The following is a 17,626-nucleotide window of genomic DNA, read 5'->3' on the forward strand; positions in this document are numbered from 1 at the left end:
GTTTTCCTCTCCTTATCGAGGTTTGCACGATAAAGCAGCGTGTGACAAAGAGTTACACCGTCACCTCTTCCGCCTACTGTACAAAAACCCTATACTGTATGAATCGACAGTTTGACGGGTGTTATCATGACAGCGGAAGGCCACCTGCTCTTTTCTATAGCCTGCGCGGTGTTTGCCAAAAATGCCGAGCTGACACCTGTACTGGCGCAAGGTGACTGGTGGCATATTGTTCCCGCAGCGGTGTTAACCTGCCTGCTGCCGGATATCGACCACCCGAAGTCATTTCTGGGGCAGCGATTAAGCTGGATAGCCAAACCTGTCGCCAGGGCCTTCGGTCATCGGGGCTTTACGCACAGCCTGCTGGCGGTCTTCGCCAGCCTGACGCTGTTTTACCTCAAAGTACCGGAGACCTGGATTGTGCCTGCCGATGCCATTCAGGGCATGGTGCTGGGTTACCTGAGCCATATTCTGGCCGATATGCTTACGCCTGCGGGCGTGCCTCTGCTGTGGCCCTGCCGCTGGCGCTTCCGTTTGCCGATTCTGGCACCTCGTAAAGGCAACCAACTGGAACGCGTCTTGTGCATGGCGTTGTTCGTTTACGCCGTCTGGATGCCCCAATCCATGCCCGAAAACAGCGCGGTTCGCTGGTCATCAAACCTTATCAGCGCCCTGCAATTCCGCTTCGATCGCTTTATAAATCACCAGACTGAACGCTAAACCAGCGATCTTTACTCATTTGGCATAAACCATTCCATTTGGATATAAGCGGCACTTCACACTTCTGCTACTCTTGCGCCATTAAAGTAGGCCTGTTTCTGGGCCTTATAATGACATCAGGAGAAACGGGGATGAACTTTCCATTAATAGCGAACGTGATTGTGTTCGTGGTGTTGCTGTTTGCGCTGGGGCAAACCCGACATAAGCAGTGGAGTCTGGCGAAAAAGGTGCTGCTCGGTCTGGCGATCGGCGTGGTCTTTGGTCTGGCGCTGCAACTCATTTACGGTGCCGATAACCCGGTACTGAAAGACTCTATCCAGTGGTTCAACATTGTTGGCAACGGCTATGTGCAACTGCTGCAGATGATTGTGATGCCGCTGGTCTTCGCCTCGATTCTGAGTGCGGTGGCGCGTCTGCATAACGCTTCTCAGCTGGGTAAAATCAGCTTCCTGACTATCGGCACCTTGCTGTTCACCACGTTGATCTCTGCGCTGGTCGGTGTGCTGGTCACCAACCTGTTTGGCCTGAGCGCTGAAGGTCTGGTTCAGGGGACTGCCGAAACCGCCCGTCTGAACGCGATTCAAAGCACCTATGTTGGCAAAGTCGCTGACCTCAGCGTGCCGCAACTGCTGCTCTCTTTCGTGCCGAAAAACCCGTTTGCCGATCTGACCGGGGCGAACCCGACGTCAATCATCAGCATCGTTATCTTTGCGGCATTCCTGGGTGTGGCTGCGCTCAAATTGCTGAAAGACGATGAGCCGAAAGGCAAGCGCGTGCTGACCGCTATCGACACCCTGCAAGGCTGGGTGATGAAGCTGGTACGTCTGGTGATGCAACTGACCCCTTACGGCGTGCTGGCGCTGATGACCAAAGTGGTTGCCGGTTCTAACCTGCAGGACATCATCAAGCTCGGCGGTTTCGTGGTGGCCTCTTACCTTGGTCTGGCGATCATGTTTGTGGTGCACGGCCTGCTGCTGGGCGCGAACGGCGTCAACCCGCTGAAGTACTTCCGTAAAGTCTGGCCTGTGCTGACCTTCGCCTTTACCAGCCGTTCCAGCGCCGCGTCTATTCCGCTGAACATCGAAGCGCAAACGCGTCGTCTGGGTGTGCCGGAATCTATCGCCAGCTTCTCCGCTTCCTTTGGTGCCACCATTGGTCAGAACGGTTGTGCGGGTCTTTACCCGGCGATGCTGGCGGTGATGGTTGCCCCAACGGTAGGCATTAACCCACTCGACCCGCTGTGGATCGCAACGCTGGTCGGTATTGTCACCGTGAGCTCTGCGGGTGTGGCCGGTGTGGGCGGCGGCGCAACGTTTGCCGCGCTGATCGTGCTGCCTGCAATGGGTCTGCCGGTAACGCTGGTGGCGCTGTTGATTTCCATCGAACCGCTGATTGATATGGGCCGTACTGCGCTTAACGTCAACGGTTCCATGACTGCGGGCACCCTGACCAGCCAGTGGCTGCGCCAGACGGATAAAGACGTGATGAACAGCGAAGACGAAGTCGAGCTGGCGCATCGCTAAGCCCGATTTTGTTTGACACCTGAACGGTGAGCCAGAGCGAATCTGACTCACCGTTTTTTATAATGCGCTCCGGTAGATTCGCTGCGGTCGCCCTACTTTCCCATAAACGATCTCCGCCACAATCTGCTGCTGACTTGCGGCAAATTCCAGATAACGTCTCGCCGTCGTCCGGCTCAGTTTAAGTTCCTGAGCAACGGTTTCTGCGGTGTGGCGCGTCTCATTGTCTTCAAACAAAGCCTGCACCTTGGCCAGCGTCAGCGCGTCGATACCGACGGGCAATTCCTCTCTGGTTTCGCCACGCGCATAAGCGTTGAACATCTGATCAATTTGCCTTTGGCTGGCGCTGGTTGCCGTCGCAAGCATCAGCATTCGCTGCTGGAAACGTTCCAGCGTCTGTTCCAGTCGTTCGTAGGAAAGCGGTTTGACTAGGTAATCAAATACCCCACCGCGTACGGCCTCTGACACGGTGTCCATATCACTTGCCGCCGTAGTGAATACCACGCCACAAGGGTTATGGGCTAGCGCAAGCTCATGCAGCAACGTGATGCCTTCGCCATCGGGCAGATAGTTATCCAGCAGGATCAGCGCCGGTTTAAAGCGCGCAATCATCACCCGCGCCTGGGCCAGATTTCCTGCCAGCCACACTTGCCCGCAGCCGCGAAAATGGCGAATAAACTCGGCGTGCATTTCCGCCAGCGGCGTTTCATCTTCAACGATCAAAATTGTGAGAGGTTGTACCATCGCGTAAAGTCACTTTCGGAATAAAAACGGAAAATAAAGCGCCGCAGGGATCATTGTCTTCCTGGATGATCACGCCGCCACAGCGCGCTACGTAGCTTGAAATCAAATACAGGCCAATACCGTGCTCACCCGCGTCATCCTGCCTGGTGCTCATGCCCTGTTCAAAAATACGGTCACGCAGACCGAACGGGACCCCGCATCCGTGGTCACCGACCTCAATGACAACGTCCTTGCCTTCATCGCTGAGGAAAAGGTCAACGGTTTTATCACTCTGTGGGTTACGCAGGCTGGCTTCGAATGCGTTATCCAGCAGATTACCGACAATGGCGGCAAACTCAGTGCTGTCCAGACCAGACGGAAGCTGCCGCAACTGGCTGCCTTCCACAATGTTCAGGGCGATGCCCAGTTCATTGGCACGCTGCACTTTGCCAAACAGCAAAGCCGCGACCTGCCGATCATCGAAGAAGGCGCGCAACCTGTCGATTAGCGTCTGTTGAGCCTGTGATTCACCTTTCACCATCTCCAGCGCCCGGTCGTACTCTTTCATTTGCAGCAAACCGCTGAGCGTCGCCATCCAGTTAAGATGCTCATGACGCAGCGCCCGCAGCCCTTCTATATACTGTTTCACCTGAGTTAACTGCGCGTTCAGGGTGCTGATTTCATCTTTACTGCGAAAGCTGATTATCGCCCCCAACATCTCATTACCGAAACGGATTGCGCCCCGATTGGCAATCACGCTCAGCCCGTTAAACGTGCACACCACATCCTGGCGCTTTTCGGCAATTTTCTCGGTAAAAAACGCGCAAGGCTGCACGACTTCGCCTATCGGCTGGCCCAGCCATTGTCGCCCCGGTGAACTCAAACCCAGCATCTTGCGGGCGTTTCGGTTAATGGCTGTGATACGCCCTTGAGGATCGACCGCAATCAGCCCTTCAAACACCGAGCCAAACAGTGCCTCCTGCTGGCGCACCACACGGGCAATCTGTCTGGGCTCCATCCCAAGCATTTGATGACGAATATGGCTGGAAAACAGCCACGAGAGCAGCAGCAACATCATCAGGATCAGGACAAAAACCCCGGCTAACGGCAATAAGAAATCGAGTCGCCAGCTGTCTATCTTGCTGACCAGATAGCCCAGCGACACCACGCCAATGACTTTATCGTGTTCATCAAAAATGGGCGTTTTGGCCCGCATCGCCATGCCTATCGACCCTTCGCCGGTGATGAAATAACTTTCGCCTTTTTCCAGCGCACCGGGTTTGTTCCACTGCATCGGGTAGCCGATTTTTTGGGGATTGGGGTGATAAAGCCGGATAGAGTGACTGTCGCCAATGACCACATAATCAAAATCAGAACCGTCCGCCAGTTTATTAACAATAGCTGCCAGTCGTGCGGTGTCTCGCGCTTTTACCGCGGCGACAAGACTGTCGCTGGAGGCAATAATTTTGGCCTGATTCATCGCCATATCACGCACGTGGCGGGTGAGATAATCTCCGAAACTGGCCGAGAGATACTGGCCCAGCACGGTCACTAATAAAGTCGAGATCAGCAGAAGGAGCAAGAATATTCTGAGTGGAAATGCAAGACGGCGGAAAAACACAAATCCCTTTGCCGTTTTTTGACCTGACGTGATCACGCTCTTACCCCAATATTTTACTTTCCCAAAGCTTCAGCAGAATGTAATGGATTTGTTTTTACCGCGTCCAGTTATCGCGGTGAAATTCGTTATGAATTCCACAAATAAAATAAATTAAGAAAATAAACACCACGCAATAAACGCCATTAAGGCGAATAAAGAAAATAAAAACCATTAAGTCCAGTTAAATCAGGCAACCCTTTGTGAAACAAGTCAAAAACAAGCGAGCCAATCAGTCGTACACTCGCCGCGTGATTGAAGGACAACCGATATCACCCATTCAAATGTTATTAATTTGCAAAGAATTATCACCCGTCACGTTGCTTTATACCGCGTGAATAACAGGACGTTCTGAACCATGTTTGCCCAACCCGTATTTGCTCAGGTTAAGCGAGCTGAACATAAAAAAATAGCCGCCATTACGCAGTTTCTGCGTGAAAATGATCTGAGTATTGATACCACGGTAGAAGTTTTTATTACGGTAACCCGTAACGATTGCCTCATCGCCTGCGGCGGTATTGCGGGTAATATTATTAAGTGTGTTGCTATCAGTGAATCTTCTCGCGGTGATGGCCTGGCGCTGACCCTTGCCACAGAATTAATAAATCTGGCTTATGAAAGAAACTGTACACAGTTATTTATTTATACCAAAAGCCACAATGAAGCCCTGTTTAAACAGTGCGGATTTTATACGCTCTCCAGCGTTCCCGGCGTAATGGTGCTAATGGAAAATAGCGCCACTCGCCTGCAACGCTATGCCAGTTATCTCACGACGTTACGCAAGCCAGGGAACAAAATTGGCTGCATCGTAATGAACGCCAATCCCTTCACACGTGGCCATCGCTATCTGATTCAGAAAGCGGCCGCGGAATGTGACTGGCTGCACGTCTTTTTGGTGAAAGAGGATACCTCCCGTTTCCCTTATGAAGACAGGCTGACGCTGGTTCGCGCCGGAACGGCAGATATCCCGAAGCTGACGGTGCATCGCGGCTCAGAATACCTGATCTCTCGTGCCACGTTTCCCTGCTATTTCATCAAAGAGCAGAGTGTTATCAACCACTGTTATACCGAAATTGACCTGCAAATCTTTCGCCAGCATCTGGCCCCGGCGCTGGGCATCACTCACCGTTTTGTCGGGACTGAGCCCTTTTGCACTGTCACTGCAGGCTACAACCACGATATGCGCCAGCGCCTGGCCGATCCTTCCGACGTCGCACCGCCTATTACGCTTGTCGAAATTGAGCGCCTGCAATACCACGGCATCGCGATATCCGCCTCCTGGGTGCGTCGGCTGCTGGTCAAAAAAGATCTGACCACTATCGAACTTTTGGTTCCGGAGCCCACCCGGGCCTATCTGCAACAGATGGTCACTCCGGACAACCCCCTGATTTCTGCATTAGCGACAGGTGAAAAATGAAAATAACCCAAGCAGCCGTTGCCGGCACCCTGGAATCCGGCGATGTGATGATACGAATCGCCCCACTCGATTCACCGGACATCGACCTGCAAATGAGCAGCAGCGTTGAGAAACAGTTTGGTGACGCTATCCGCGCCACGATTTATGAGCTCCTCAGTCGCTACGAAGTGCAAGGCGTTCAACTGATGGTGGACGACAAAGGCGCTCTCGATTGTGTGCTTCGCGCTCGTCTGGAAACCCTGCTCGTGCGTGCCAGCAACGTTACCGCCCTGCCGTGGGAGGAGCGTCCATGAAAACTCGCACTCGTCGCAGCATGCTGTTCATCCCTGGCGCTAACGCCGCAATGGTCAGCAACGCCTTTATCTACGGTGCTGATGCGCTGATGTTTGACCTGGAAGATTCGGTCATTCTGCGGGAAAAAGATGCCGCACGGCGTTTGGTGTATCACGCCCTGCAACATCCGCTTTATCAGGATCGGGAAACCATCGTGCGTGTTAACGCTCTGGATTCTGAGTATGGTCTTGCCGATCTTGAAGCCGTCGTGCGCGGTGGAGTGGACATTGTGCGCCTGCCCAAAACCGACACCGCTCAGGACGTTATCGATATCGAGAACGAAATCACCCGCATTGAAGCCGAGTGCGGCCGCGAAGCAGGAAGCACCGGCCTGCTGGCAGCGATTGAATCGCCGATGGGCATTACTCAGGCGGTGGCCATCGCGCATGCCTCACCGCGCTTAATCGGTATTGCACTGGGCGCTGAAGACTACGTTCGCAACTTACGAACCGAACGCTCAGCCGAAGGCACCGAATTGTTGTTTGCCCGCTGCGCTATTTTACAGGCCGCGCGTGCCGCCGGGATCCAGGCTTTCGACACCGTCTATTCCGATGCCAACAACGATGCCGGTTTCCTGCATGAAGCCGCCCACATCAAGCAACTTGGCTTTGACGGTAAATCGCTGATCAACCCGCGCCAAATTGACCTGTTGCACAACCTCTATGCGCCAACGCAAAAAGAAGTCGATCACGCCCAACTTGTCGTTGACGCCGCCGAAGCTTCTGCGCTTGAAGGCCGCGGCGTGGTGTCGCTGAACGGAAAAATGGTCGACAGCCCGGTGATTGAACGCGCACGCCTGGTGCTCGCCCGAGCAGCACTTTCCGGCCTTCGTGAAGAATAAGGACGCATCATGACTCAGAACTCAAGACTGGCACGCATTACTGCATGGCACGGTCAAACGCCTGCGTATCACGCGGTTTCCAAACTCAACCAACAGACGCAAAAACCACGCGATAAAAAACTCTGCGCCACGCTGGATGAAGCGATTCGCCGATCCGGGTTGCAGGATGGCATGACCATTTCGTTTCACCATGCCTTCCGCAATGGCGATCTGACGCTTAACGCGGTGATGGACGTCATCGCCAGAATGGGCTTTAAAAACCTGACGCTGGCTTCAAGTTCACTTAGCGATTGCCACGCCCCGCTCATCGAACACATCCGCAATAACGTCGTCAGCCGGGTTTATACCTCAGGCCTTCGTGGCCCGTTGGCAGAGGAGATTTCGCGCGGCTTGCTGGCAGAACCGGTACAAATTCACTCTCACGGCGGACGCGTGCATCTGGTGAAGAGCGGCGAGCTGAGCATTGATGTTGCCTTTCTTGGCGTACCCTCCTGCGATCCCTTTGGCAATGCCAACGGTTATACGGGGAAAGCCTGCTGCGGCTCGTTGGGTTATGCCCGGGTCGATGCGGAAAATGCCCGCCAGGTAGTGTTGCTGACAGAGGCATTAGTCCCCTATCCGCACAGCCCTGCCAGCCTGCGCCAGGATCAGGTGGATTTGATTGTCGAGATTGAACATGTCGGTGATGCCGACAAAATTGGTGCGGGTGCGACCCGTATGACCTCCAATCCTCGCGAACTGCTGATTGCCCGCAACGCGGCCAATGTGGTGGTAAATTCGGGTTACTTTAAAGAGGGCTTTTCCCTGCAAACAGGAACCGGCGGCGCATCGCTTGCCGTAACGCGTTTTCTGGAAGACAAAATGCGCCAGCGTGAGATCCATGCCGCATTCGCCCTTGGCGGCATTACCTCCACGATGGTGGATCTGCATGAAAAAGGCCTGATTCATAAGCTTCTCGACGTACAGAGTTTTGATCGCGCCGCAGCAGAATCCCTCGCCCGCAATCCCAATCATATTGAAATCAGCGCCAATGAGTATGCGAATTGGGGTTCCAAAGGCGCTTCTGTTGACAGGCTCGATGTGGTGGTGCTGAGCGCACTCGAAATCGACACACAATTTAACGTCAACGTGCTCACTGGTTCCGATGGTGTGATACGTGGCGCTTCCGGCGGACACTGCGATACCGCCGTGGCTGCTGCGCTGTCGATCATTGTTGCGCCGCTGGTTCGCGGTCGTATTCCAACGTTAGTGGATCAAGTCACCACCTGCGTCACGCCGGGATCGAGTGTCGATATTCTGGTAACCGATCATGGGATTGCAGTGAACCCGGCTCGCCCGGAACTGGCTGAACGCCTGAAAGCCGCCGGGCTGAACGTGGTATCCATTGAGGGGTTACGGGAACGTGCAGAAACACTCACGGGCAAACCAAAAGCCATCGCCTTCACCGACAGAGTCATCGCCGTGGTGCGCTATCGCGACGGATCGGTGATCGATGTCGTCCATCAGGTGAAGGAGTAAAAGATGCCTCTGTATCTGACCTCCTCCAGCAACAACGCCGTGAGCTTAGCCGAACTGCTCGCCAGCCGGGATGCGCGTCAGGCCCGTCAGCAGCTATGGCTGAAAAAATATGTCACTCCGCTGATTTCGTTTACCACGCTGGCTCCGGGGCCTGTTAAAGACAGCGAGCTGACAAGGCGCATTTTCAATCACGGGCTGCGGGCGTTGCGGGAATGTCTTGCTGAGTCAGGCTGGGAAATCAAAAGCCAGCTCTGTCTGGGGCTGCCGACGGGCGCAGAAGGATTGCTGGCCGTGGACGCGCCCGCACAGGCGCTGAAAGCGGCAGCCATCGAACTGGAGCAACACGCTCCGCTGGGCCGATTGTGGGATATCGACATTTTCACAGCACAAGGAAAACTGCTGTCGCGTAGCGCGTTTTCACTTCCCCCGCGCCGTTGCTTGCTCTGTGAACAGGACGCGAGAGTTTGCGCCAGGGAACGGACGCATTCACTCGCTGATTTGCTGAACCGCATGGAGGCGCTGCTGGATGTTGCCGACTGCACAACTTACGCCTGAGGCCACTTTTGCGGATCGGCTCAGCGAACGGGGCTGGCGGGCGATGATCGCCGAGGTCAACCTGTCGCCAAAGCCAGGACTTGTCGATCGCTATAGCTGTGGCGCACACAAAGATATGGCGCTGGACGATTTTTATCGCAGCGCAGAGGCCATTCGCCCGTGGCTGGCCCGTTTTGTGCTTTATGGTGCCGACAGCGCGAACCAGGCTGAAGGTCAGATTCTGCCCGGGTTACGTTTACTGGGTCAGGCCTGTGAAGCCGACATGTTTCGCGCCACCGCAGGCGTGAATACGCATAAAGGCAGCATTTTCTCTTTGGGCCTGTTATGTGCGGCAGCGGGACGCCTTTATCAGCTTCGCCGTCCTCTTTCGCCGCAGGCGCTTTGCTCCACGGTCGCGGCATTCTGTCGCGGGCTGACCACACGCGAATTGCAGACTCACAACCCGCTGCAAACGGCAGGTCAACGGCTGTATCGCCAGTTGGGGCTAACCGGCGCAAGGGGTGAAGCTGAAGCCGGCTTCCCGCTGGTTTTAACGCTCGCCCTGCCTCATTTGCAGTCGTTGCGTGCACAAGGTATCGACCCTGAACTGGCACTGCTCGACACCCTGCTGCTGCTGATGGCCCACAACGCTGACACCAACGTGGCTTCTCGCGGCGGTGAGCAAGGCCTGAACTGGCTGCAACTGCAGGCCAAAATCTGCCTGTCGCAGGGCGGCATTCGTCGCCCTGTCGATCTCCACCGTTTGCATGAATTCGACCAGCACTGCATTGCACGTAATCTCAGCCCCGGCGGCAGCGCCGACCTGCTGATCGTCACGATTTTTTTGAGCGAATACCCACTTATGTTCCAACGTTAAGTTAAAAAATCCTTACTGGAGAATCAGTTATGTCTTTTACAAAAGATAAAACAGGGAAATTGATAGCGCCGCTGCTGGTGATGGCCGCGATGCTTCTGATCCCGGTGCCTGACGGCATGCCGCCGCAGGCGTGGCACTACTTTGCCGTGTTCGTGGCGATGATTGTCGGGATGATCCTTGAGCCGATCCCTGCAACCGCCATCAGCTTTATTGCGGTGACAATTTGCGTCATCGGCAGTGATTACCTGCTGTTTGATGCGAAAGAGCTGGCGAACCCGGCCTTTGATGCCGGAAGAGAGTCGCTGAAATGGGGGCTGGCAGGCTTTTCCAGCACCACCGTGTGGCTGGTCTTCGGCGCGTTTATTTTCGCATTGGGCTACGAAGTGACGGGCCTTGGGCGTCGTATTGCGCTGTTCATGGTCAAATTCATGGGCAAACGCACGCTGACGCTGGGTTATGCCATCGTGATCATCGACATTCTGCTTGCCCCGTTTACTCCGTCGAATACCGCACGTACTGGTGGGACCGTATTCCCGGTGATAAAAAACCTGCCGCCGCTGTTCAAATCTTTCCCTAACGACCCGTCCTCAAAACGCATCGGCGGTTACCTGATGTGGATGATGGTGATCAGTACCAGCATCAGCTCCTCCATGTTCGTTACCGGGGCCGCGCCAAACGTGCTGGGTCTGGAGTTTGTCAGCAAAATCGCTGGCATTCAGATTAGCTGGTTACAGTGGTTTCTGAGCTTCCTGCCCGTGGGGATTATTCTGCTGATCGTGGCCCCGTGGCTCTCTTACGTGCTGTACAAACCGGAAATCACCCACAGTGCCGAGGTGTCTGGCTGGGCGAACGATGCGCTTAAAGAAATGGGCGCACTCACGCGGAAAGAGAAAACACTGATTGGGCTGGTCTTGTTAAGTCTCGGGCTGTGGGTTTTTGGCGGAGAGTATATTGAGGCGACGGCTGTTGGCCTGCTGGCCGTTTCACTGATGCTGGCTTTACATGTGGTGCCGTGGAAAGAAATCACACGCTACAACAGCGCGTGGAACACGCTGGTCAATCTGGCCACGCTGGTCGTGATGGCAAGCGGGCTGACCCGTTCAGGCTTCATCAACTGGTTTGCCACTACCATGAGCACGCATCTGGAGGGCTTCTCCGCCAATACCACGGTAATCGTGCTGGTGCTGGTGTTCTATTTTGCTCACTACCTGTTTGCAAGCCTGTCCGCGCATACCGCAACAATGCTGCCGGTTATCCTCGCGGTGGGTAAAGGTATTCCAGGCGTGCCGATGGAGCATCTGTGTATTTTACTGGTGTTGTCTATCGGGATTATGGGTTGTCTGACCCCGTACGCGACAGGGCCTGGGGTCATCATTTACGGCTGTGGTTACGTGAAGTCAAAAGACTACTGGCGCTTAGGGGCCATTTTTGGCGTGATTTTTATTTCGCTGTTGCTGCTGGTCGGCTGGCCGGTGCTGGCGCTCTGGAGCTAATGTCAGATAACGTCCCCTTCGTGGGGACGTTATTACTCTTCCACTTCGCCTTCCTGACGCATCTGAGCTGCCCAGCGCTGCGCGGATTCCGGCACGCTGAACGCCTGTGAACGCTGAAACCGATTGCCCATCAGCACAAACGCGACATACTTCCCTCTCAGCAGCCAGACATCCCGATAGCCATCGACCTTAGAGGCATGATCGGGCGGCGCCGGTTCCACACGCGGCACATAGCTGATAACAGGACGGGTATTTTGTTGACGCAGCGGTTTCATAAGCGGAAAAGCACCAGAAAACAGAGACAGAAAGAAGCAATGATAGCCGATCCCACTGCCTTGCGTCGCGCCTTGTGTGCGATAACCTGTCGACGACGGAGAAATGCGGGCAAAAAAATGCCGGGTGCTGACAATGACCCGGCCTAACCCCTAACACGATGCCTGCGGGAGGAACGCCGGGCATCAATAAACACAGAATTACACGTCGCGATACGTCCCAAGCCGGTATCCACGCTCTGCTACCGCATATTTCAACGATGGAGAAGTCAGCACATCCAGCTCGGCCAGACGCGGATAGCAATACGCGCTGCCCATAATGGTGTTATCTACCAGCGCCGGGTGACACATCACTTCCAGCGAGCTTTCCTCTGCCTGAGCTGATGTTTCCAGCGTTTGCAGGAATAACGCTTCGCTGATGCTATCGCCATAAAACTCACTGGCAAAACCTGCACTGCTGCGAACGCCCAAATCGTCCAGGCCATCACGCTGTTGCAGGCTGCGGTCGATACGCATCGCCACGCCCTTCGCTTTTGCAAATGCCGCCACAATCGGGAAAATCTGCGGGATCATATGCACGTGATGGTGACTGTCAAAATGGGTCGGCTCACAGCCGAATAAATCCACAAAGCGGTGATACTGGCAGTCGAGCTCGCGGGCAATTTCTTCCAGCGGCAGCGTGTCTTCTTCTGCCATTTGCCAAATCCACTTGCCAAGTTTGCCCTCGCGGGTCAACCCAGGCATTGGTGAAAGTGGCATGCCCAGCGTCAGCACAAAGTGCATACCGACCGCCAGTTCGGGTAAACAGCGGCTCAGCTGAGCCGCGTGTTCGATTTCCGCGCCGTTCACCAGCGCGGTTGTGGAGGTCACCAGACCGTTTTTGCAGGCGTCGACAATCCCGTAGTTTTGCCCTTTACTGAGGCCAAAATCATCCGCATTGACGATTAACACACGTTCCATCTGCCACTCCTTTTACTGCTTGAGGGTTTTCACCGTGTCGGCAAAGTTCGGCAGCCATTTTTCGTGCGCCAGAATCAGCTCACGGGCCAGCACTTCCGCGTCTTTATCAGAGTGAATCAACGGGCTGAGGTTCAGCGCCAGCAGCACATCGTTAAACTCACCGCTCAGTGCCGCATGGCTTGCCGCCACTTCGAAGCCCTTGATGGTATGAATCAGACCCAGCACTTTGTCATCAAAGTGGGTCAGGCGTGGGTGCGGCTTCGCCCCTTCGCTGCCCAGAATACAGGTCATTTCTACAGCCCAGTCCGCCGGGATGTTATCGATGTGGCCGTGGTGCGGTACGTTGACGTAATGCTCAGTCTGCTTGTTGTTGTAGATAGCGTTAATCACTTCGCAAGCGGCATCAGAGTAGTAAGCGCCGCCGCGCTGTTCCAGCTCTTTCGGCTTGATGTTGAGGTCGGGATCTTTATAGAGATCAAACAGCTGTTTCTCAACTTTCTGCACCACCTGCGCACGCGCGCCGCCTTTGTAGTACTCGCCCATTTCGATGGCCAGCATCTCTTTCTGCTTGAAGTAGTACAGCAGATAAGAGCACGGCAGCAAGTTCAGGGAGCGAATCAGGCCTTCGCTGAACGGCATGTCGAAAATGTTCTTCACCGTGTTCGCGGTGAGCTTGCCAGAAGCGACGCCATCAAGCAGTTCTGCGAAACGAGATTCACCATTCACAATCACATCGCGAATGAACACCATGTGGTTCAGGCCGAACAGGTCGATGGACAGATCGTCTTTTTCGGACAGTTTCAGCACGTCAGTAATAAACATTTTCATGCCGACCGGAATGTTACACACGCCGATAAAACGCTTGAAGTTGGTGTGACGATACACCGCCTCCGTCACCATCCCGGCCGGGTTAGTGAAGTTGATGACCCACGCGTCCGGGCAGATTTCCTGCACGTCCTTAATGATGTCAAACACCACCGGAATGGTGCGCAGGCCTTTAAACAGACCGCCTGCACCGTTGGTTTCCTGGCCCAGATAGCCGTGGCTCAGCGGAATACGCTCGTCTTTTTCACGCGCCTGCAGCTGACCCACACGCAGCTGAGTGGTGACAAAGTTGGCATCCTTCAGCGCTTCGCGGCGGTCGAGGGTTTTATGCACCGTCATCGGCACGCCCGATTTCTGCACCATGCGCTCGCACAGGGCGTGAATGATATCGAGCTTCTCCTGCCCGCCTTCAACGTCCACCAGCCACAGCTCGGTGACCGGCAGTTCGTGATAGCGCTTGAGAAAACCTTCCAGTAATTCCGGGGTATAGCTGCTGCCGCCGCCAATGGTCACGACTTTTAATTTCTGGCTCATAACTTTCTCCCTCGTGATCCGCAGCAGGAGGTGTAAAAATCCCTCCACGGGATGCGGATAGCTAAACGAATTCGGTGCGTGCGGCGAACCGCACAGCGTTAATTAATTACGGTGAGCTGTTTTCGATAATTGCTTGGCGTGAATGAGGTCAGCTTCTTGAAGGTCTTAATAAACAGACTCGGACTGCTGTAACCAGACTCATACGCAATATCGGTCACCGAGTAATTGGTAATTTCCAGTTGCTTCATGGCGAAGTTGATGCGGATATCATTAATAATCTGCATCGGTGTTTTGCTGTAATAGCGTTGGGTCGCCCGGGTTAAATACTCCTGAGACTTACCGGATAACGCCACCATATTTTCCAGCGCGCCCTCGCCGAATTTATGTTTATCGTGCATCGCCTCTACGGTGGTTTTCAGCCATTGCGGAATAACATCCTGGGCCTGCTCTTCGCGGAAATGGCGAAGGCGGTTAACCACATAAAAAGAGACAACTTCAATAAACTCGTCAAATTCATTTTCGCGGAAATTGAGTGATGCAATAACCGACTCTATATAGCTGAGAAAGGTACTTTTGACCGAATAGACCTGAGAGGCCACCAGGAAAGCGGGCAGCAGCGGCTGATAATGCTCTTCGAAGAAGCGCTTGCTGATGCCAACGTTCAGGATGCGGGTCGCGCCGAACTCATAGAAGCTCTGGTGGTGTGACCCCATCGGGATAAACACGTAATCCCCGCGCTCCAGCAACACCCGTTTGCCATTGATCTCCTGATAATAGCGCCCGGTCAGTACGAGGGTGAACTCGTAGTAATCATGCTGGTGCAAACCGCTGATGCTTTCCGTTTTGTTGTAGATGAAGACATGAAAATCTTTACCGTTAAACAGCTGTTGTTCAAGCGCGGTACTGATTTCCAGGGTTGTCATCTTAGGTTGCCTCATCGTGAATTCTGCCCGTTATTGTACCTTCTCGTGAAGCTCGATCAATTCGGCAACCAGTTCGCGGGCCAGCATTGAGGTCATAAGATGATCCTGCGCATGAACCAGCACGAGGCTGACCTTCATTTTGCCTTCGCCTTCATCACTTTCGATGAGCTGAGTCTGTACGCGATGCGCTTCGCTCAGGGCTACGCGTGACTGCTCCATGGTGGCTTTTGCGGTAGCGAAATCGCCTTGCTTTGCCTGTTTCAGTGCGGTGTACGCCAGGCTGCGCGCCTGTCCGGAGTTAATGATGAGTCCCATCACCACTTCTTCGAGGTCGTTTTCCTGCACCTCTTCGGCCACAATTTTATCCAGATCGAACATACTCTTTCCCTCTTACGTCTTGCGGAGCGGGAGAGTCCCCCGCTCCGCGTTACCTCAGAATTTCAGTGCGTTAGCAATGTCTTCTTCACTTTCTTGCTCGTCAATGACCGCCTGCGCCTTGTTAGAGACAACCACGAATGGCAGGTAAACCAGAACCGATACCCCGAGGTTGAACAGCGCCAGCAGCAGTGCCGCAATGCTTCCGTTGGTGTTGAAGAATGCGCCCAGACCGGTTGGCATCGTCCACGGTGCCAGGTTAGTGATTGGCGGGATAAGCCCCAGACCGTACGCCGACATGGTGATGGCAGCCAGCAGCGGTTGAATCAGCACGAACGGGATGAACATTACCGGGTTCATGATGATTGGCAGACCAAACAGAATCGGTTCGTTAATCTGGAAGATGCCTGATGGCAGCGCCAGCTTCGCAACCTGGCGGTGATCCGCGCGGCGAGAAGCGATGAAGATGGCGATAATCAGACCCAGAGTTGCACCGGTACCGCCCAGGAAGATGTAGGAGTCCAGCATTGGTTTCGCCCACATGTGGAAGCTCTTACCGGCTGCCAGCGCCGCTTCAACCGAACCGTACTGCTGATAAATCGCGATGTTTTCCAGCGCCCATGGGGTCATGATGCCGTTGTCCAGCGCCGTCAGGGCCAGAGAACCGTGCACGCCGAAGAACCACAGCAGCGAGGTGAAAATCACATACGCCCAGCCAACTACGGCACCCATCGACGCCAGCGGCGTAGAGATAGAGTCCATGATGATCTGGTGGAAGTTGGTCTGCCAGTGGGTCAGCGCCCAGGCGATGATGCCGAAAATAGACAGAATGATGAAGCCCGGGATTACCGCGGAGAACGAGCGGGACACGGAGCCCGGCACGCTGTCAGGCAGTTTAATGACCCAGTTGCGACGGACGATAAAGGTGAACATCTCCGCCACCACCAGACCGATAAGAATACCGGAAATGATGTTTGCGCCACCCAACCAGTTGGCCCCTACCGCATAGGCTTCACCTACGCTGTATGGCGTAACGGTCATAAAGGCAGCGACAGAAAGCAGGCCCGCCGCAAACGGGTCAACTTTACGTTCTTCAGCCAGCGCCATGCCTATAAAAAAAGGCGCCATCAGCGACATAATGCCCAACGTACCGTTGTACACGTTGCCGCCGATGGCTTTAAAACCATTCAGGGTTTCAATGGTGGAAGCATCTAACCTAATACCTAATGAATAGAAGAACGAGCCCTCGCCAAAACTCAAAAAGACGTTATTGATAAGAACAAACATTGCCCCTGCGAGGGTCAATGGCATTAACTTAATAAAGCCGTTTTTAATGGCGTTAACGTGAGGCTGCTTTCCTATTTTAACAGCAAAAGGAAGGAGTACCTTTTCAAGAGAGCTAATAACTTTACTCATAGAAAATACCCTTAAAGGCCGCAACAAACATTACGGCGTTAATGTGTGTGAAATTACTCTTTGACGGGAAGATTTAAATAAATCAAAAGTTACTGCGCTGAAGCTTTCTTAATTGCGGCGACAGCGGCTTTAAGCACACCTAAACCATCGACTTTGCCATACAGAATTGAGTCAATTACTTCTACCGGTTTATTTGGCAGCAGACGCTGAATTTCCGGAAGCATATAAGCGATTTGTGGGCCCAGTAATACAACATCAGCAGCTTCGCCTTTTTCACCCGCCAGGGTTTCAGGGAACGCTTCAATCACTACAGGCACTTCGTACTTCTCAGCTTGCGCGCGCATTTTGGACACCAGCAGAGAGGTGGACATGCCCGCAGAACAGAACAGATAGATGTGTTTCTTTTCCATACTCGCTTCCTCAATTTGTCTTTTGAACCCGCCTCCCGCTGCGTCATCCGCTGTACATCGGGGCCGGGTAATGATGGTAACGAATTGTTACTTTGTGTTTATGGGATTGAGTATACGGCATCAGAAAGCAGCAAGATAATTCCTGGCATAACCAAATTGTCTCTCATTGACCTTCGGTTATGACTACCCTCACATTTTGGCCAAATAATTCGCGCAATTAAATAAGCATGATTTCTCATAAAAAAACCCGACCAGAGGGTCGGGTTTACGTAGAACTCAAC

Annotated in this window: 18 protein-coding genes; 9 read left to right on the top strand and 9 right to left on the bottom strand. The window is 53.9% G+C overall.

Going from position 1 to position 17,626, the window contains the following annotated elements; genetic code table 11:
- Positions 1-126 precede the first annotated feature (126 nt).
- Both ACRCWW_RS03105 and ACRCWW_RS03110 read left to right on the top strand, forming a co-directional pair.
- Entirely contained in the window at positions 127-717 is a 591-nt protein-coding gene (locus ACRCWW_RS03105) for a metal-dependent hydrolase (protein WP_438681086.1), read from the top strand.
- A gap of 131 nt (positions 718-848) precedes the next feature.
- Positions 849-2,240 carry an L-cystine transporter gene (locus tag ACRCWW_RS03110; RefSeq protein ID WP_438681087.1) on the top strand — a complete coding sequence of 464 codons (1,392 nt, stop codon included), beginning with the start codon at positions 849-851 and terminating at the stop codon, positions 2,238-2,240.
- Positions 2,241-2,297: 57 nt separating this feature from the next.
- Here the strand turns inward: ACRCWW_RS03110 and dpiA are convergent, their stop codons facing one another.
- On the bottom strand, positions 2,298-2,981 hold the full coding sequence (gene dpiA / locus ACRCWW_RS03115; RefSeq protein ID WP_438681088.1) for a two-component response regulator DpiA: 684 nt from the start codon (positions 2,979-2,981) through the stop codon (positions 2,298-2,300).
- The gene (gene dpiB / locus ACRCWW_RS03120; RefSeq protein ID WP_438681125.1) at positions 2,950-4,614 is read right to left on the bottom strand and encodes a sensor histidine kinase DpiB; all 1,665 of its coding nucleotides are present in this window, start codon (positions 4,612-4,614) and stop codon (positions 2,950-2,952) included. The genes dpiA and dpiB overlap by 32 nt, the downstream gene beginning before the upstream one ends.
- A 361-nt stretch (positions 4,615-4,975) precedes the next feature.
- Between dpiB and citC the strand changes: the two genes are divergently transcribed.
- The 7 genes from citC to ACRCWW_RS03155 are packed head-to-tail and all read left to right on the top strand — an operon-like array spanning position 4,976 to position 11,630.
- A complete protein-coding gene (citC, locus tag ACRCWW_RS03125) occupies positions 4,976-6,034 on the top strand; it encodes a [citrate (pro-3S)-lyase] ligase (protein WP_438681089.1) in 1,059 nt (352 codons plus the stop codon).
- The gene (citD, locus tag ACRCWW_RS03130; RefSeq protein WP_438681090.1) at positions 6,031-6,327 is read left to right on the top strand and encodes a citrate lyase acyl carrier protein; all 297 of its coding nucleotides are present in this window, start codon (positions 6,031-6,033) and stop codon (positions 6,325-6,327) included. Before citC ends, citD begins: the two co-directional genes overlap by 4 nt.
- The gene (gene citE / locus ACRCWW_RS03135) at positions 6,324-7,208 is read left to right on the top strand and encodes a citrate (pro-3S)-lyase subunit beta (RefSeq protein ID WP_438681091.1); all 885 of its coding nucleotides are present in this window, start codon (positions 6,324-6,326) and stop codon (positions 7,206-7,208) included. Before citD ends, citE begins: the two co-directional genes overlap by 4 nt.
- Positions 7,209-7,217: 9 nt before the next feature.
- Positions 7,218-8,726, top strand: coding sequence for a citrate lyase subunit alpha (citF, locus tag ACRCWW_RS03140; RefSeq protein WP_438681092.1), 1,509 nt, complete (start codon positions 7,218-7,220; stop codon positions 8,724-8,726).
- Between the two features lie 3 nt (positions 8,727-8,729).
- Positions 8,730-9,281 (top strand): citrate lyase holo-[acyl-carrier protein] synthase, encoded by a 552-nt coding sequence (gene citX / locus ACRCWW_RS03145; protein ID WP_438681093.1) that lies wholly within the window; start codon positions 8,730-8,732, stop codon positions 9,279-9,281.
- Entirely contained in the window at positions 9,253-10,137 is an 885-nt protein-coding gene (citG, locus tag ACRCWW_RS03150) for a triphosphoribosyl-dephospho-CoA synthase CitG (RefSeq protein WP_438681094.1), read from the top strand. Before citX ends, citG begins: the two co-directional genes overlap by 29 nt.
- A gap of 29 nt (positions 10,138-10,166) precedes the next feature.
- Positions 10,167-11,630, top strand: a complete 1,464-nt coding sequence (locus ACRCWW_RS03155; RefSeq protein WP_438681095.1) for an anion permease — start codon at positions 10,167-10,169, stop codon at positions 11,628-11,630.
- Between the two features lie 32 nt (positions 11,631-11,662).
- Here the strand turns inward: ACRCWW_RS03155 and cedA are convergent, their stop codons facing one another.
- The 7 genes from cedA to chbB form a co-directional block, all read right to left on the bottom strand.
- On the bottom strand, positions 11,663-11,905 hold the full coding sequence (gene cedA / locus ACRCWW_RS03160) for a cell division activator CedA (protein WP_438681096.1): 243 nt from the start codon (positions 11,903-11,905) through the stop codon (positions 11,663-11,665).
- A 198-nt stretch (positions 11,906-12,103) separates the two neighbouring features.
- Positions 12,104-12,862, bottom strand: a complete 759-nt coding sequence (chbG, locus tag ACRCWW_RS03165; protein WP_438681097.1) for a chitin disaccharide deacetylase — start codon at positions 12,860-12,862, stop codon at positions 12,104-12,106.
- A gap of 12 nt (positions 12,863-12,874) precedes the next feature.
- The gene (locus ACRCWW_RS03170; protein ID WP_438681098.1) at positions 12,875-14,221 is read right to left on the bottom strand and encodes a 6-phospho-beta-glucosidase; all 1,347 of its coding nucleotides are present in this window, start codon (positions 14,219-14,221) and stop codon (positions 12,875-12,877) included.
- A gap of 98 nt (positions 14,222-14,319) precedes the next feature.
- Positions 14,320-15,144 (bottom strand): transcriptional regulator ChbR, encoded by an 825-nt coding sequence (gene chbR, locus ACRCWW_RS03175; protein ID WP_438681099.1) that lies wholly within the window; start codon positions 15,142-15,144, stop codon positions 14,320-14,322.
- 30 nt (positions 15,145-15,174) lie between these two features.
- Positions 15,175-15,522, bottom strand: a complete 348-nt coding sequence (gene chbA, locus ACRCWW_RS03180; protein ID WP_404659597.1) for a PTS N,N'-diacetylchitobiose transporter subunit IIA — start codon at positions 15,520-15,522, stop codon at positions 15,175-15,177.
- Positions 15,523-15,576: 54 nt separating this feature from the next.
- A complete protein-coding gene (gene chbC, locus ACRCWW_RS03185; RefSeq protein WP_404659596.1) occupies positions 15,577-16,935 on the bottom strand; it encodes a PTS N,N'-diacetylchitobiose transporter subunit IIC in 1,359 nt (452 codons plus the stop codon).
- An 89-nt stretch (positions 16,936-17,024) separates the two neighbouring features.
- Positions 17,025-17,345: a PTS N,N'-diacetylchitobiose transporter subunit IIB gene (chbB, locus tag ACRCWW_RS03190; RefSeq protein WP_404659594.1), complete on the bottom strand. Its 321-nt coding sequence runs from the start codon at positions 17,343-17,345 to the stop codon at positions 17,025-17,027.
- Between the last annotated feature and the right edge of the window lie 281 nt (positions 17,346-17,626).

The sequence above is a fragment of the Scandinavium sp. genome, assembly GCF_051650185.1.
GTDB lineage: Bacteria > Pseudomonadota > Gammaproteobacteria > Enterobacterales > Enterobacteriaceae > Scandinavium.

Coding starts and splice junctions, on each gene's coding strand:
- ACRCWW_RS03110 (WP_438681087.1), top strand. CDS start 849: ATGAACTTTCCATTAATAGCGAACGTGATTGTGTTCGTGGTGTTGCTG.
- chbG (WP_438681097.1), bottom strand. CDS start 12,862: ATGGAACGTGTGTTAATCGTCAATGCGGATGATTTTGGCCTCAGTAAA.
- dpiA (WP_438681088.1), bottom strand. CDS start 2,981: ATGGTACAACCTCTCACAATTTTGATCGTTGAAGATGAAACGCCGCTG.
- citF (WP_438681092.1), top strand. CDS start 7,218: ATGACTCAGAACTCAAGACTGGCACGCATTACTGCATGGCACGGTCAA.
- citD (WP_438681090.1), top strand. CDS start 6,031: ATGAAAATAACCCAAGCAGCCGTTGCCGGCACCCTGGAATCCGGCGAT.
- citE (WP_438681091.1), top strand. CDS start 6,324: ATGAAAACTCGCACTCGTCGCAGCATGCTGTTCATCCCTGGCGCTAAC.
- citC (WP_438681089.1), top strand. CDS start 4,976: ATGTTTGCCCAACCCGTATTTGCTCAGGTTAAGCGAGCTGAACATAAA.
- chbC (WP_404659596.1), bottom strand. CDS start 16,935: ATGAGTAAAGTTATTAGCTCTCTTGAAAAGGTACTCCTTCCTTTTGCT.
- ACRCWW_RS03170 (WP_438681098.1), bottom strand. CDS start 14,221: ATGAGCCAGAAATTAAAAGTCGTGACCATTGGCGGCGGCAGCAGCTAT.
- chbR (WP_438681099.1), bottom strand. CDS start 15,144: ATGACAACCCTGGAAATCAGTACCGCGCTTGAACAACAGCTGTTTAAC.
- citG (WP_438681094.1), top strand. CDS start 9,253: ATGTTGCCGACTGCACAACTTACGCCTGAGGCCACTTTTGCGGATCGG.
- cedA (WP_438681096.1), bottom strand. CDS start 11,905: ATGAAACCGCTGCGTCAACAAAATACCCGTCCTGTTATCAGCTATGTG.
- citX (WP_438681093.1), top strand. CDS start 8,730: ATGCCTCTGTATCTGACCTCCTCCAGCAACAACGCCGTGAGCTTAGCC.
- chbA (WP_404659597.1), bottom strand. CDS start 15,522: ATGTTCGATCTGGATAAAATTGTGGCCGAAGAGGTGCAGGAAAACGAC.
- ACRCWW_RS03105 (WP_438681086.1), top strand. CDS start 127: ATGACAGCGGAAGGCCACCTGCTCTTTTCTATAGCCTGCGCGGTGTTT.
- ACRCWW_RS03155 (WP_438681095.1), top strand. CDS start 10,167: ATGTCTTTTACAAAAGATAAAACAGGGAAATTGATAGCGCCGCTGCTG.
- chbB (WP_404659594.1), bottom strand. CDS start 17,345: ATGGAAAAGAAACACATCTATCTGTTCTGTTCTGCGGGCATGTCCACC.